At 60.6% G+C, this 14,774-nt stretch carries 15 protein-coding genes; 10 read left to right on the top strand and 5 right to left on the bottom strand.

Features of this window, described 5'->3' with window-relative positions:
* The first annotated feature begins 3 nt into the window (after positions 1-3).
* Positions 4-1,317 carry an exodeoxyribonuclease VII large subunit gene (gene xseA, locus QN413_RS02515; RefSeq protein WP_323495085.1) on the top strand — a complete coding sequence of 438 codons (1,314 nt, stop codon included), beginning with the start codon at positions 4-6 and terminating at the stop codon, positions 1,315-1,317.
* A gap of 48 nt (positions 1,318-1,365) precedes the next feature.
* Entirely contained in the window at positions 1,366-1,947 is a 582-nt protein-coding gene (locus QN413_RS02520; protein WP_261802378.1) for a superoxide dismutase, read from the top strand.
* Between the two features lie 78 nt (positions 1,948-2,025).
* Here QN413_RS02520 and QN413_RS02525 read toward each other — a convergent pair whose 3' ends face one another.
* The 3 genes from QN413_RS02525 to QN413_RS02535 form a co-directional block, all read right to left on the bottom strand.
* Complete coding sequence (locus QN413_RS02525) at positions 2,026-2,448, bottom strand: DUF192 domain-containing protein (RefSeq protein ID WP_416352125.1); 423 nt, start codon at positions 2,446-2,448, stop codon at positions 2,026-2,028.
* 130 nt (positions 2,449-2,578) lie between these two features.
* A complete protein-coding gene (locus QN413_RS02530; protein WP_323495087.1) occupies positions 2,579-2,773 on the bottom strand; it encodes a hypothetical protein in 195 nt (64 codons plus the stop codon).
* A 155-nt stretch (positions 2,774-2,928) separates the two neighbouring features.
* Positions 2,929-3,246 carry a cell envelope biogenesis protein TolA gene (locus tag QN413_RS02535; RefSeq protein ID WP_187052174.1) on the bottom strand — a complete coding sequence of 106 codons (318 nt, stop codon included), beginning with the start codon at positions 3,244-3,246 and terminating at the stop codon, positions 2,929-2,931.
* 365 nt (positions 3,247-3,611) lie between these two features.
* Here QN413_RS02535 and clpS point away from each other — a divergent pair, with 365 nt between their 5' ends.
* The 5 genes from clpS (at position 3,612) to QN413_RS02560 (ending at position 10,114) form a co-directional block, all read left to right on the top strand.
* The gene (gene clpS, locus QN413_RS02540) at positions 3,612-3,971 is read left to right on the top strand and encodes an ATP-dependent Clp protease adapter ClpS (RefSeq protein WP_187052173.1); all 360 of its coding nucleotides are present in this window, start codon (positions 3,612-3,614) and stop codon (positions 3,969-3,971) included.
* A gap of 76 nt (positions 3,972-4,047) precedes the next feature.
* Positions 4,048-6,369: an ATP-dependent Clp protease ATP-binding subunit ClpA gene (gene clpA / locus QN413_RS02545; protein ID WP_323495088.1), complete on the top strand. Its 2,322-nt coding sequence runs from the start codon at positions 4,048-4,050 to the stop codon at positions 6,367-6,369.
* A 177-nt stretch (positions 6,370-6,546) separates the two neighbouring features.
* Positions 6,547-7,992 carry a cardiolipin synthase gene (gene cls, locus QN413_RS02550; protein ID WP_323495089.1) on the top strand — a complete coding sequence of 482 codons (1,446 nt, stop codon included), beginning with the start codon at positions 6,547-6,549 and terminating at the stop codon, positions 7,990-7,992.
* Between the two features lies 1 nt (position 7,993).
* A complete protein-coding gene (gene sbcB / locus QN413_RS02555) occupies positions 7,994-9,433 on the top strand; it encodes an exodeoxyribonuclease I (RefSeq protein ID WP_323495090.1) in 1,440 nt (479 codons plus the stop codon).
* 348 nt (positions 9,434-9,781) lie between these two features.
* Positions 9,782-10,114: an FHA domain-containing protein gene (locus tag QN413_RS02560; protein ID WP_323495091.1), complete on the top strand. Its 333-nt coding sequence runs from the start codon at positions 9,782-9,784 to the stop codon at positions 10,112-10,114.
* 46 nt (positions 10,115-10,160) lie between these two features.
* Here the strand turns inward: QN413_RS02560 and QN413_RS02565 are convergent, their stop codons facing one another.
* Positions 10,161-10,934: a response regulator transcription factor gene (locus tag QN413_RS02565; RefSeq protein WP_323495092.1), complete on the bottom strand. Its 774-nt coding sequence runs from the start codon at positions 10,932-10,934 to the stop codon at positions 10,161-10,163.
* A 156-nt stretch (positions 10,935-11,090) separates the two neighbouring features.
* Here QN413_RS02565 and QN413_RS02570 point away from each other — a divergent pair, with 156 nt between their 5' ends.
* From QN413_RS02570 to QN413_RS02580, 3 genes are all read left to right on the top strand, one after another.
* Positions 11,091-11,852, top strand: a complete 762-nt coding sequence (locus QN413_RS02570; RefSeq protein WP_323495094.1) for a response regulator transcription factor — start codon at positions 11,091-11,093, stop codon at positions 11,850-11,852.
* On the top strand, positions 11,849-12,568 hold the full coding sequence (locus tag QN413_RS02575; RefSeq protein ID WP_323495095.1) for a hypothetical protein: 720 nt from the start codon (positions 11,849-11,851) through the stop codon (positions 12,566-12,568). Before QN413_RS02570 ends, QN413_RS02575 begins: the two co-directional genes overlap by 4 nt.
* Positions 12,569-12,648: 80 nt before the next feature.
* Complete coding sequence (locus QN413_RS02580; RefSeq protein ID WP_323495096.1) at positions 12,649-13,512, top strand: NAD-dependent protein deacetylase; 864 nt, start codon at positions 12,649-12,651, stop codon at positions 13,510-13,512.
* Here the strand turns inward: QN413_RS02580 and QN413_RS02585 are convergent.
* Complete coding sequence (locus tag QN413_RS02585; protein ID WP_323495097.1) at positions 13,490-14,773, bottom strand: amidohydrolase family protein; 1,284 nt, start codon at positions 14,771-14,773, stop codon at positions 13,490-13,492. The two genes, QN413_RS02580 and QN413_RS02585, sit on opposite strands and share 23 nt — an antisense overlap.
* Between the last annotated feature and the right edge of the window lies 1 nt (position 14,774).

Here is a 14,774-nt window from a genome sequence, read left to right on the forward strand (position 1 = left end):
GTGATGAGTGACGACGGACTTTTTTCGGCACCAGGTGGTCGGGTATGGGCCGTCGGCGCGCTGTGCCACGCCGTGGGCGACGCGCTCGAAGCGCGCTTCAACCCAGTGACCGTGCGCGGTGAAATTTCCGGTTTCACCAAGGCGTCGAGCGGTCACTGCTATTTCTCCTTGAAGGACGAATCTGGGCAACTGCGCAGCGCCATGTTCCGCCGCGCTGCGAGCCTGCTCGACTTTGTGCCGCGCGACGGTGATCAGGTCGAAGTGCGCGGCCGGCTTACCGTTTACGAACTGCGCGGCGACCTGCAGCTGGTGGTCGAAAGTCTGCGGCGTGCGGGGCAGGGTGCGCTCTTTGACCAATTTTTGCAGCGCAAAGCCAAGCTCGAACATGAAGGCCTTTTCGATCCGGCGCGCAAACGACCGCTGCCATCGATGCCCCGCGCCATCGGGTTGGTTACGTCGACGGGCGCTGCGGCCTTGCACGATGTCGTGACCGCACTGCGCCGTCGGGTACCGCACATACCGGTCGTGCTGTCGCCAGCCGCAGTGCAGGGAGCGAATGCGCCCGCCGAACTGGTTCGCGCGTTGCAGGCGCTCTACGCAATGCAGCCGCCGGTCGATGTCATCCTGATGGTGCGAGGTGGCGGTTCGATCGAAGATCTGTGGGCCTTCAACGATGAAACGCTGGCGCGCACCATCGTGCAGAGCCCGGTGCCGATCATCTGCGGCGTCGGTCATGAAACCGATTTCACCATTGCGGACTTTTGCGCCGACCTTCGTGCGCCGACACCTACTGCCGCCGCAGAACTTGTCGCCGCACCGCAGGAGCTGTGGCTCGGTGCGCTGGGGTTGATCGAGGAGCGGCTCGTCGGTGCGGTGGGCAGTCGCATCGATGTCTTGGACCAGCGTCTCGATTTGGCGGCCGGTCGTCTCGCACGTCCTTCGACCCTTGTCGCTCGGCAGAGGTTGCGGCTGACTTACCAGGCGCAGCGCTTGCACTATGCGGTGCTGTCTAAAACCCAGCGGGCGGGGGAGGTTCAAACCCGGCTGCGGGCGGATTTCCCGCAACAACTCAAGCGCAGTCAGGCGCAGCGGCGTGAGCGGCTGGAGCGCGTGGCCTCACGGTTGCGCCTGCTGGACCCGGCGCTGGTGCTGCAGCGCGGCTATGCATGGCTCACCGACACGGAAGGCCACGCCGTCACGAGCGTCTCGCAGCTCCACGTGGAGGACGCGGTTGAAGTACGACTTGCCGACGGTGCCGTCGACCTTGGCGTGACGGGCGTGCGGCCAACGGGCACGCGTCCGACACCACCGTCGTAATTCCTTTCTAGAATGCTTTATCCCACAACCAACCCGCGAGAAAAAAACATGGAACACGTTCTGCCACCCCTGCCATACCCAATGGACGCATTGGCTCCGGAGTACTCAAAAGAAACGTTCGAGTATCACTACGGCAAGCATCACAACGCCTACGTCGTGAACCTGAACAACCTGCAAAAGGGCACCGAGTTCGAGAGCATGACGCTGGAAGAGATCATCAAGAAGTCGAGCGGCGGCGTCTACAACAACTCGGCCCAGGTCTGGAACCACACGTTTTTCTGGAGCTGCATGAAGCCACAGGGCGGCGGCACCCCCACCGGCGCTTTGGCAAAGGCCATCGATGCCAAGTGGGGCGGCTACGACGCATTCAAGGAAGCCTTCGTGAAGTCAGCTGTCGGCAACTTCGGCTCTGGCTGGACGTGGCTTGTGAAAAAGCCTGATGGCTCGGTCGACATCGTCAATACCGGCGCTGCCGGCACACCGCTGACCACTGCCGACACGGCTCTTTTGACGGTCGATGTTTGGGAACATGCCTATTACATCGACTACCGCAACCTGCGCCCAAAATTCGTTGAGACGTTCCTGGCAAAGCTGGCGAACTGGGACTTCGCAGCAAAGAACTTCGGTTAAGCCAGTACTCTGCGGAGACAGTAAAAGCCGACTCGCGGGTCGGCTTTTTTGTGGGCGTCGCGTTGGCGGCGCCGCCGATCAACGCTGCATTTCGAACGGTGCTCCAGCGAGCTTGTTTCCTTTCTTCAGGTTCTTTTTGGCGAACCAGCCTTGGTTCATCTCAAGAACGTATCGGACCGGTTCTTCTGAGCAATGCGAGTCTTCGGTCTGCGGCTTCATGTCCGCCAGATTGACGATGCGCCCGTCATCGGCAACGAATGCCGCGGTCAGCGGCAAGATCGTGTTCTTCATCCAGAAGCACTGCGTCGCTGGTTGCTCGAAGATGAACAGCATCCCCTCCGCCTGGGGCATTTCCTTCCGGAACATCAGGCCGACCTCGCGCTGTTGAGGCGTCATCGCCAACTGTGTGTCTATCTGGTACATGCCGGCCGTGAGTTTGACGCGCCGGAGGTCGAGTTGCGGCTCTTGTGCCTGGGCAGGCAGAGCCAAGAACAGCGCCATGAAGGCAGACAGCGCGGGCAAGGCGACGAAACGCTGGAACATGAACAGGGACTTTCAAAACGCGAAGGCGCAATTCTCGGCGCAAACAAAAATGCCCGCAGGCGCGGGCATCGTCGGCAAGCGGTGAGGCTTACATCGCGTGGCGGCGAACGGCCTTGCGGTGGTGGTAATGACGAGCCATGACCTTGTGCTTCTTCATGTGATGCACCGGCGCGTGCGCCACTGTGTGGACATGCGCCATCGGAACGGCGACGTGAGCGGGAGCCTGGGCAAATGCGCCAGCAGAAAAGAGACCGGCGACGAGAACGGCAAGCAGCTTGTTCATGAGAAATCCTGTGAATCGTTGATTTAAGAACCCTCCCCCTGTGGAAGGACCCACGTTCAACGAATGCCATGCGTAGCGGTTGACACGTTTGCTCACAGCCCACGCGAAAAAAAAGCGCCCTAGGAGCGCTTCTTTCAATCCGGCGGGGAGCCGAATTAGTTGGGCGTGCCGCCCTGCGTGCTGCGGCGCTTCAGGCTGCCGTCCTTGTTGCGACGACGAGCATCGCGCGTTTCGGCGCGGGCTTCGCCGGCAGCAGCTGCCTTGCCGGTACCGATGGCACCGCCTTCGGCCGTCTTGGGTTCGTCGCCGCCTGGCGCCTTGACCATGCCAGCAGGACGCGCAGCGACCTTGGCTTCTGCTTTGGCAGCAGACTTGCCCTGGGCCGTGGGGTCGAGTTCGCCTGGCTTCGTGGCTTGGGCGTAGGCACCGGCTGCGAACAGGCCGGCGATCATGACTGCGAGAACTTTGCTCATTACGGATTCCTCAGTGGATTGATTTTAAAACGCCTCCCGGCCAGCAGAAGGTCAGTCAACAACGATGCCGTTGGGCATGCGGTTGACAGCGACCCGCGCCTCCTCCGGTTGCATCTAAAATTCTAAGGCTATTCAGCCGGCCGAAAACGCACTGTCGCTACGTCGCCACTTCTTGCCAAAAGGTCACCGTGTAGTGCGCCTTCATCCAACACTCACCTTCGCGACACCGTCTCGGCGTGTGGCTCCGGGCTTTTTTGTGGTGACCCAGAAGCGTTCACGATACCGAAGCCTTGATTTGTCAGCAAGCTGCCACCAATTCCTCTCACCCCGGCACGCCGCTTGCACGCTCTATAGAATCATTTTTCATGGCAACCAGAATTCCCTCGACTCCCAAGACACCGCCGGCCCAGAAGCCGCGGCGGGACGATGGCGACTCGGTCGTCCTCGAGCGTCGACCGCAGAAAACAGCACCTCCTCAGATGTACCAGGTGGTCATGCTGAACGACGACTACACCCCGATGGAGTTCGTCATCGTCGTGATTCAGGAGTTCTTCAGCAAGGACCGCGAAACGGCAACCCAGATCATGCTGAAGATTCATTTGGACGGCCGCGGCGTTTGCGGGGTTTATTCCCGCGACATGGCTGCCACCAAAGTAAATCAGGTAATGGAGGCGGCCCATCAGGCCGGCCATCCGTTGCAATGCGTGAGTGAGCCTATCGAATGAACGCAATGAACCTGTTGATTTCGGTACGCTCCAACCCATCTGAGTTTTTATTTACAGCAAGGCAAAAGGAAATCACATGATTGCCCAGGAACTGGAAGTCAGCTTGCACATGGCCTTTGTCGAGGCACGGCAGCAGCGCCACGAGTTCATCACCGTAGAGCACTTGTTGCTCGCTTTGCTGGACAACCCGAGCGCCGCAGAAGTTTTGCGAGCCTGCTCGGCAAATGTCGACGATTTGCGCGCGTCGCTCACCAACTTCATCAAGGACAACACCCCGCAGGTGGCTGGTACCGACGATGTCGACACACAGCCCACACTGGGTTTCCAGCGCGTGATTCAGCGCGCGATCATGCATGTGCAATCCACCGGCAACGGCAAGAAGGAAGTCACCGGCGCCAACGTGCTGGTCGCGATCTTCGGCGAGAAGGATTCGCACGCCGTGTACTACTTGCACCAGCAAGGCGTCACGCGCCTCGACGTGGTGAATTTCATCGCTCATGGCATTAAAAAGAGCGATCCGCCGGAAGCCGCCAAGGGCGCGGGCGAATCGTCTACGAGCGAGAGCGAAGAGGGCGGGAGTGAAAAGAACGAGAAGGCTTCGCCACTCGAACAGTTCACTCAAAATCTGAATCAGATGGCCAAGGAAGGCAAGATCGATCCGCTGATCGGCCGCGAGTACGAGGTCGAGCGCGTGATCCAGATCCTGTGCCGCCGGCGCAAGAACAATCCGCTGCTGGTCGGTGAAGCCGGCGTTGGCAAGACCGCGATTGCCGAAGGCCTCGCATGGCGCATTACCCAGAACGAAGTGCCAGAGATCCTGGCTGAAGCTCAGGTTTATTCGCTCGACATGGGCGCATTGCTGGCGGGCACCAAGTACCGCGGTGACTTCGAGCAACGCCTGAAGGGCGTGCTCAAGTCGCTCAAGGACAAGCCAAACGCAATTCTCTTCATCGACGAAATCCACACCCTCATCGGTGCAGGCGCTGCGTCGGGCGGCACGCTGGATGCCTCCAACCTGCTGAAGCCGGCGCTTTCGAGCGGCCAGCTGAAGTGCATTGGTGCGACCACCTTCACCGAATACCGCGGCATCTTCGAGAAGGACGCGGCCCTGTCACGGCGCTTCCAGAAGGTCGACGTGGTCGAGCCGACCGTGCAGGAAACGGTCGACATCCTGAAGGGCTTGAAATCTCGCTTCGAAGAGCATCACGGCGTCAAGTACGCGGTGGCGGCTCTGCAAGCTGCGGCTGAATTGAGCGCCAAGTACATCAACGACCGTCATTTGCCTGACAAGGCGATCGACGTCATCGATGAAGCGGGCGCGGCCCAGCGCATCTTGCCGCCGAGCAAGCGCAAGAAGACCATCACCAAGACCGAAGTCGAAGACATCGTCGCGAAGATCGCGCGCATCCCGCCTGCCAACGTCAGCAATGACGATCGCGGCAAGCTGCAGACCATCGAGCGCGACCTGAAGAGCGTCGTGTTCGGTCAGGACAAGGCACTCGAAGTGCTGGCATCCGCAGTCAAGATGGCGCGCTCCGGCCTCGGCCGTGCAGACAAGCCGATCGGCTCGTTCCTGTTCAGCGGTCCCACCGGCGTCGGCAAGACCGAAGCCGCCAAGCAGCTCGCCTACATCATGGGCATCGAGCTGATTCGCTTCGACATGTCGGAGTACATGGAACGTCATGCGGTGAGCCGCTTGATTGGTGCGCCTCCGGGCTATGTCGGGTTCGACCAAGGTGGTCTGCTGACCGAAGCTGTTACCAAGAAGCCGCACTCTGTGCTGCTGCTCGACGAAATCGAGAAAGCCCATCCGGACATCTACAACGTGCTGCTGCAGGTCATGGACCATGGCACGCTGACCGACAACAACGGGCGCAAGGCCGACTTCCGCAACGTGATCATCGTGATGACCACCAATGCGGGCGCCGAGACCATGAACAAGGCGACCATCGGCTTCACCAACCCGCGTCAAGCGGGCGATGAGATGGCCGACATCAAGCGACTGTTCACGCCGGAATTCCGCAATCGTCTGGATGCGACCGTCAGCTTCAAGGCCCTGGATGAAATCGTCATCCTGCGCGTAGTGGACAAGTTCTTGCTGCAACTCGAGCAGCAACTGACCGAGAAGAAGGTCGACGTCACTTTCAGCGATGCGTTGCGCAAGCACCTCGCGAAGAAGGGCTTCGATCCGTTGATGGGCGCTCGCCCCATGCAGCGCTTGATCCAGGACACGATCCGTCGCGCGCTGGCCGACGAATTGCTCTTCGGACGCCTGATCGACGGCGGCCGTCTGTCGGTCGACGTCGATGACAAGGGCGAAGTGCTGCTCGACATTCAGCCGTTGTCGAAGAAGGAAGGCAAGTCCAAGCCCGAAGCGGAAGAGACTGCAGCGGGTTGACTCTGACACGTTGACTTGACGTTGTACGCGGCCCTCGTGGTCGCGTCGCCTCCAAAGGCCGGTAGCATGCGCTCCCGGCCTTTGTCGTTTCTGCCTTTGCGGTTTCTGCCTTGGTCCCTTCTTCGCTTCTGTTCTTTCGGCTCTATTTTTTGGCCGCTCGTTCTTGACCCGCATCTTTTGATCCTCCCCGAACTCAGCCAGGAATGGAAAACCGGCCTCTCTTTCGCATGGAGCGGCTACATCGCGGTGTTATCGATCTGGATCGTGATGCAAAAGCGCGCGCCGGTGTCGACGATGAGCTGGATACTGTCGCTCGCACTGCTGCCGTTCGCGGGCTTCGTCATCTATTACTTTCTCGGGCCGCAGCGGCTCAAGAAGCAACGCCTCAAGCGTCTGCGAATCCGTGCCAGCGCCAACGCCACGGCCGACCTTGCCTTGCTTCGCGAAGCACGCCAGCACGCACCGCCTGCGTTACGGCAAATGGCCGGACTGGGCACGGCGACATGCGGCCTGCCGGTGTCGAGCGCCACCGATGTCGAGTTGCTGTCTGGCGGTGCGCGCACCTTCGATGCCATCTTCGAAGCCATTCGCAACGCGCGCGATCACGTGCACCTCGAGTACTACATCTTCGAGCCCGACACCATCGGCACCGCCCTGCGCGATCTCCTCGTGCACAAGGCGCAGCAAGGTGTCGTGGTGCGGCTGTTGCTCGACGCTTTGGGCTCCAAGCGCATCGGCCGCAAGTTCATGGCACCGATGCACGCGGCGGGCGTCAAGGTCGCGCTCTTTCATGACACGCGCATCGGCCGACGTTTGCGTCCGGTAATCAACTACCGCACCCACCGCAAAATCGTGGTCTGCGACGGCACTACCGGCTTCACCGGCGGCGTGAATATCACCGACGAGGAAGACAAGCGCACCCGCGCAGACGCATATCACGACGTGCATTTGCGCATCGAGGGCAGTGCGGTGCGCTGGCTGCAAACCACGTTTCTCGAAGACTGGACGTACGCGACCGGCGAAGATCCGCGTGACATGGACGACACCCTGCCGCACTTGCTACCGCGCGCCGAGGCAGGCGATATTCCGGTGCAAATCGTGACCAGTGGACCCGACAGCCCACTGGAGGCGATCCATCGCATGCATGTGTCTGCGATTAATTCGGCAAACGAGCGCGCATGGCTTACGACGCCGTACTTCGTGCCGGGCGAGCCGGCGCTCATGGCGTTGACGAGCGCTGCACTGCGCGGTGTCGACGTGCGCCTGCTGGTGCCTCGGCGCAGCGATAGTTTGGTGGTCAGCGCGGCGGCGCGCTCGTACTTCGACGAGTTGATCGCCGCCGGCGTCAAGGTGTGGGAGTACAAGGCGCGCATGCTGCACTCGAAGACCCTTCTGGTCGACGACAACTGCGCGATCATCGGCACCGCCAACTTCGACAATCGCAGCTTTCGCCTCAACTTCGAAGTGATGGCCGTGGTCTATGGCCCGGCGCTCGCCAAGCCGCTGGCTGCGCAGTTCGAAACCGATCTGCACAGTTCTGCTGCGGTGCGTGCCCGCCGCCATCAGACTTTTCAGGGCCGCCTCTGGGAAGCTGTCGCTCGTCTTTTTTCACCGTTGCTCTGACATGTCCCACACCTTTCTTTGGCACGACTACGAAACTTTCGGTGCTATACCACGGCGCGACCGGCCATCGCAGTTTGCAGCGATTCGCACCGACGCGGAGCTGAATGAAATCGGCGAGCCGCTCATGATCTATTGCAAGCCGGCGCCCGACTATTTGCCGAGTCCCGAGGCCTGCCTGATCACCGGCATCACGCCGCAGTTGTGCCTCGAGCGCGGCATTCCCGAGCACGAATTTGCGGCGCAGATCGAACGTGCCTTTGCGCAACCCGGTACCGTTGGCGTCGGCTACAACACCATTCGCTTCGACGACGAAGTCACCCGTTTCATGTTCTGGCGGAACCTGATCGATCCGTACGCCCGCGAGTGGCAAAACGACTGCGGCCGATGGGATTTGCTCGACGTGGTGCGCCTCACCTGGGCGTTGCGCCCGGACGGCATCGAGTGGCCGAAGAAGGAAGACGGCAAGCCCAGCTTCAAGCTGGGCGACCTGGCACGCGCCAATGGGTTGCTGCACGAGGCTGCGCACGATGCGCTGTCCGACGTGCGCGCGACCATCGCTCTGGCGCGCCTGATTCGCGATAAGCAGCCCAAGCTCTTCGAGTTCGCCTTCAGCCTGCACAAGAAGGACCGCGTCGCGCGTGAGCTAGGCCTGCCGTCCACGCGTGACACGGCAAAGCCCTTCCTGCACGTGTCCGGCATGTTCCCAACCGAGCGCGGCTGCCTGGCCGTCATGTGGCCGCTCGCGAGCCATCCGGCGAACAAGAACGAACTGATCGCCTGGGATCTTGCATACGATCCTGCCGAGTTGCGCGATCTGGATGTCGAAACGTTGCGATTGCGTCTGTTCACGCGCACTGCAGACTTGCCGGAAGGCGTGGTGAGACTGCCGGTCAAGGGCATTCATCTCAACAAGTCGCCGATGGTCGTGGGCAATCTGCGCACGCTTGCGCCGGCGATGGCCGAACGCTGGGGCATCGACCTCGAAGCGGCTTCGCGCAACGCCGAGATCGCACGCGGCTTGCCCGACATGAGCGCGATCTGGCCACAGGTCTATGCGCGGCCCAAAGAGGCGACTCCTGACGTCGATGAAGACCTGTATGGCGGCTTTGTTGGCGATGCGGACCGTCGTCGTTTGCTTCGCGTGCGCGGCCTGTCTCCGGCCGACCTTGCGCGCGAGCGCGTCGGCTTCGACGACGCGCGGCTCGAAGAGATCGTGTTCCGCTACCGCGCGCGCAACTGGCCCGAGACGCTGACAGTCGAAGAAAGCGAGCGCTGGGAAGCGCATCGCGCGGCGCGGTTGCTCGAAGGCGAGGGCGGCGCTCGCAGCGTCGACATGCTCTTTACCGAGATCGATGCCTTGTCGGAAAGTGCAGACGAGCGTGGCGAAGAACTGCTCGGTGCGTTGTACGAGTACGCCGAGGCGATCGTGCCGGAGCGTTAGTCAACAAGGAGCGTAGTGGTGTCCATCCGTCGCCCGCTAAACACAGCATTTGGACGCCTTCACTACCAGACTGCACGTTTGTGTCGAAGATTCACATGCGGCTAGACCTTTGGACACCGCTTCAGGAGTAGCGCAGTTGGCTGTGTGACATTCTGCGCGACGCGTGCCTTAGTGTTACTTGAAACCTATCAGAACCTTTTTTTCGCGCCTCTGATTTTGGCCCGGCGTTCGACGATGGCGGCATGACAACCTTAGTCCACATCGTTCTGCTGCTCGTCGCGATGACTTTCACGTTGTGCGTGATGGTCGCCTGACGTCCATGCCTGTCTCCATCGCCAGAGGTGCTCCATGAAACGCAGCCTGATTCAACTCGACCACGGTCTTTCCAAGCTGACCATACTTCCGTCCGATAACGTGGTGATCGGCCGCGACTCTGTGTGTGACGTCGTCGTGTACGACGAGCGCGTCAGTCGTCAGCATGTGCGCATCGCCATGTCGCGGTACACGTCCGGCATCCTCGATCTGTCGAGCCGCAACGGCTTGTACGTGAACGGCCTTAAGGTCAAGGCCGGTCAGCTGCGGCATCTCGATGTCATTCGGATCGGCAACACGCGTTTCAGGTTCTTCGAGACTGCGCCGGTCGGACCAGACTCCGCGCTGGCGTTGATGCACAGCACCTGAAGATCACTTGCCGGAGCAATCTACCGATGGCCTTGGCGTGTCTCTTTCAGCTGTCCGAATCGGGCTCGGCCGCATGGCTGGGCGCCAGCCGGTAACCCTGCCCATAAATGGTCTGGAGCTGCAACCCGTTGGTTTCCAGCAAAAGTTTGCGGCGCACCTTGAAGATCTGATTGTCCAGAATCCGAGTGCTGCTGGAGCGCGCGTCCTGGTTGGTCGCCTCCAGCAAATAGAAGCGCGAGACGACCCGTCCCAAGTTGCGAAACAGGGCGATCGCCAAACTAAATTCACGTTCGCTCAACGTAAAAAGCTGCGGAGGCAAACCGGCACGGATTACCGTAGCGCTCTCGTGGAAAAACTTCCACTCACCGATCGTTTCCACCCAGCCTTTTGCGGTTTCCTGCGGCGTGCGAAAACGTTTGACGCGCGCGACCAACTCGATCGGCCTGAAAGGTTTGATCACGTAGTCATTGGCGCCTGCGCTGAGTGCCTCGGCCACATCCCGCTCGGCACCGCGGGCGCTGAGCATGATGACCGGCACGGTCAATCGGCGGTAGTCGCGCAGCCATCGCAAGAGCTCCAGCCCATCCAGCCCCGGCACGTTCCAGTCCAGGATCAGAAGGTCGAACGAATCGGTTCGCAGCGCCGTCCGCAGCATCTCACCGTCTGTGAACTGCTCGCAGCTCGTGTTTTCGTAACCGGCCACAGTCAGCGTCTCCAGGGTGGCGACCAGTAATTGCATTTGCGGTAGTTCATCTTCAAGCAAGGCGATACGCATCATTTCTCCCGAGTTTCTCTCTAGATTCTTGTCGAATTGAAACATCCAAATCTACCAAAATCTCCCAATGCAGATTGAGCTCGGTCAAACCTGTTCATGATCTGTGACCTTTTAAACAAAATGTAAAAAATAACTGTTCAATACTTTCGAATCCTCGCGTTTGCAATGCGAAAAAGGCAAACCAAAGGAATCATCCGGTGCATGAACATCGCTATCGTTGGACCCCGCCCTTCAGCAATCATTCAAGAAATGTTGTCGAAAGTATCAAGCGAAGCCGAGATTTTTTCTTCGCTCGCAGACCTGTCGAAAGCCATGAAGTGGGGCGCCGTTGTCGACCTCGTCGTACTAGGCCTCGGCGAGCAGGCCACGTCGATTGAGGAAGTCGAAATAGCGCACGACAGCCTCGGCGCCAGCATTCCACTCCTTGCAGTGGTCATGCCCAACGCAATAAGCGATATACAACGAAGCGACCACAAAGAGTTCTTCGATTTTTTGGTGCGACCTTTTTCCGATGAAGAATTGGTAGCTAGAATTCAATTGCTTTACAGCAGATTGGCTTTTAGTCGCAAAGGCGACGAGATAGAAGATGCACTGGAAGTCGGGCCCTACCGATTCGATGCTTCCGTGTTTACCATTCATATGGGTCGCCACGAAGTTCATCTGCAACCAAAGCGATTTCGGCTAGCGCGTCTGTTGTTCAGTCGAATTGGTCGTACGGTATCGCGTCGAGAAATTTACGAGGCGATATGGCCACGAATGACCAATTCACGTGTGGTCGATACAGCCATTGCTCAATTGCGTAGCGCACTGGAACTCAAAGGCGAGCATGGTTTTATTCTCCGATCGGTACACGGCACTGGCTATTGCCTGATCGATAAAACACAACTCTGGAAACCAACTGCGAGCGACAGAATATACGCCCAGCCGTTGATCAGCACGTCCTATGCGGAGGCTGCACAATGATTGAAAAAGGCGCTGGCCCGGTGGCGGCAGTATGGAGTGAAAACGCATTGGAACGCGCCCGGCTGCGACGCTTGCTCGCAGCAAATTGCTGTGCATCGCTGGCCTACGACTCTGCGGCGGGCCTCCTGAAATTGCTTGCGAGCGGCAAGGCGTTGTCCATGATCGTCATCGGGGAAACCCGGGCCGGCGCGTCTGAAAGCGCCGATCGCATCCGGCTGCTCGTCAATCCGCGCACAGCGTTGATGGTGGTCAACAAGGCGAGTTATTTGCCCTCAGGCGGGTTCGCGCAAGACCCGGCGTTGCGCGTGCTGGACGAAAAAGCCATCCAGGCCAAGGTCAAGCAAGTGCTGGCCAAGGTCAGGGCAGGCGGCAGCATTTCTCCCTCACCGCTGTCGTTCGGCAACTACGAGTTTCGGCCGCCCGGTCAGGTCTTCGTCGAGAACGAATTGAAGTCGCTGAGCGACAGCGCCTTCAGCGTCGCGCTCACGTTCTTTCGCAACCAGAACACCCCGTTGTCCGAGGCGCGCCTCGACATGTCTTCCTGGGATGAAATCCCTGCGCTGATGGGTGGCCCGCCCGAGACAATGACGGATCACCTGCGCAAGCATCTCGAACTCGATGGCCGGCACGGCTTCAACCTGCAGAGTCTTTTGCGATCGGGCTATGTGCTGACCTCCGGGCAAGGTCGAGCGCCGCAAAGAACAGCTGCCCACTGAGGGCTGACGGACGTTCGCGGGGCGGTCGCTGAACGGCCCTGCCGCTGCGAGCACTTGCGCGTCCTCGTATGCTCCGCCGCATGGATGACATCGCCGCCGCAGCCCCGGTATCTGCACTTGCCGCACTTGCTGATTTCGCTACGCGTCACCGTCGGCTTTTCGTGTTGAGCGGCGCCGGTTGCAGTACCGAATCGGGCATTCCCGACTACCGCGACGAGAAGGGCGACTGGAAGCGGCCCTCGCCCGTCACCTATCAGGCATTCATGGGCGAAGAGGCGACGCGCAAACGCTACTGGGCGCGCAGCCTGATCGGCTGGCCGACCATGGCGCTGGCCACGCCAGGACCAGCCCATCGTGCACTGGCGCAACTCGAAGCATCCGGTCGCGTCGAACTCCTTCTCACGCAAAACGTCGATGGGCTGCACGACGCGGCGGGCAGCCGCAAAACCATTGACCTGCACGGCCGTATCGACACCGTTCGCTGCATGGCCTGCGAGACGTGCTCGCCACGCTCCGAACTCCAGATCGAACTGCGCCGTCGCAACCCTGCATGGGCAAGGCTCGAAGCGCGCGCCGCACCCGATGGCGACGCCGACATCGAAGGCCACGACTTCTCCACATTCGACGTGCCGCCGTGCTCCGCCTGCGGAGGCCTGCTCAAACCCGACGTGGTGTTCTTCGGTGAGGGCGTCCCGCGCGATCGTGTTGCCGCGGCTTTCGCAGCCCTGAGCCAAGCCGACGCCATGCTTGTTATCGGCTCGTCGCTGATGGTGTATTCGGGCTTCAGGTTCGTGCAGGCGGCGGTGGCTGCCGGCAAGCCTGTAGCAGCGGTCAATCTCGGTCGTACCCGCGCGGACGATCTTTTTGAGTTGAAGGTCGAGTTACCGGTCGGGGAAACCCTTTCGGCACTGGTTCAGGCACTCAGGCACCGCGTGACGGCATGAAAGATGTCGCCTCCGCGCGACCTTCCACATGCAGACGTGCAGTCGACGCTGGCGTCTCTGCCAGCAGCTTGCCTTTCTTGAACACTTTGAGCCGCGTGGCGCGCAGCCTTATCGCTTCGACAGCATCTCGCGCCTGCAGCAACACGAAGCTGGCATCGCAACCGGCATCGAGCCCGTAGCCGTCGAGGTGCATCACCTTCGCAGCGTTGGTGGTCACCGCTTCGAAGCACGCGCGAATGCCGTCTTGGCTTGTCATCTGCGCCACGTGCAGGCCCATGTGCGCGACCTCGAGCATGTCGCCCGAGCCCATGCCATACCACGGGTCCATCACGCAGTCGTGGCCGAAGGCGACGTTGACGCCCGCAGCCATCAGCTCCGGCACGCGTGTCATGCCGCGGCGCTTGGGGTAGGTGTCGTGGCGGCCCTGCAGCGTGATGTTGATGAGCGGGTTGGCGATCACGCTGACGCCGCTCCCGGCGATCAACGGGAGCAGCTTGCTGGCGTAGTAGTTGTCCATGCTGTGCATCGATGTGCAGTGCGATCCGTTGACGCGGCCTTGCAGGCCAAGGCGTTGCGATTCGTACGCCAGCGTTTCGATATGGCGCGACAGCGGATCGTCCGATTCGTCGCAATGCATGTCGACCAGCTTGCCGCGCTCGGCTGCGATCTCGCACAGCAGCTTCACGCTCGCAGCGCCTTCGGCCATCGTTCGCTCGAAATGCGGAATGCCGCCGACCACGTCGACGCCCTTGTCGAGCGCACGCTTCAGGCTGTCGACGCCGCCGGCCGCACGCAGCACGCCGTCTTGCGGGAACGCCACGAGCTGCAGGTCGATGTACGGCGCGACCCGTCGCTTCACTTCGAGCAGCGCGTCGACTGCGAGCAGGCTCGGGTCGCTCGTGTCGACATGGGTACGAATCGCGAGCAAGCCCTTGGCGGTGGCCCAGTCGCAATAGGTGAGGGCACGTTCGATCAAGGCTTCGGCCTTGAGCAACGGCTTGAGCTCACCCCACAACGCGATACCTTCAAGCAGCGTGCCGCTTTCGTTGACGCGCGGCAAGCCGTAGCTGAGCGTGGCATCCATATGGAAGTGTGGATCGACGAAGTGTGGGGCGACGAGCATCCCCTGGGCGTCTATGGTTTCGTGCGCGGGCGCATCGAGCCCGTTAATCACCTCAACGATGCGGCCGTGCTGCACGGCGATCGACATGTCGGTGCGACCGTCGGGTAGGGTGGCGTGGGTGACGAGAAGGTCGAGCATG

This window comes from Variovorax sp. LG9.2 (assembly GCF_035018885.1).
In the GTDB taxonomy this organism is placed as follows: Bacteria; Pseudomonadota; Gammaproteobacteria; order Burkholderiales; family Burkholderiaceae_C; genus Variovorax.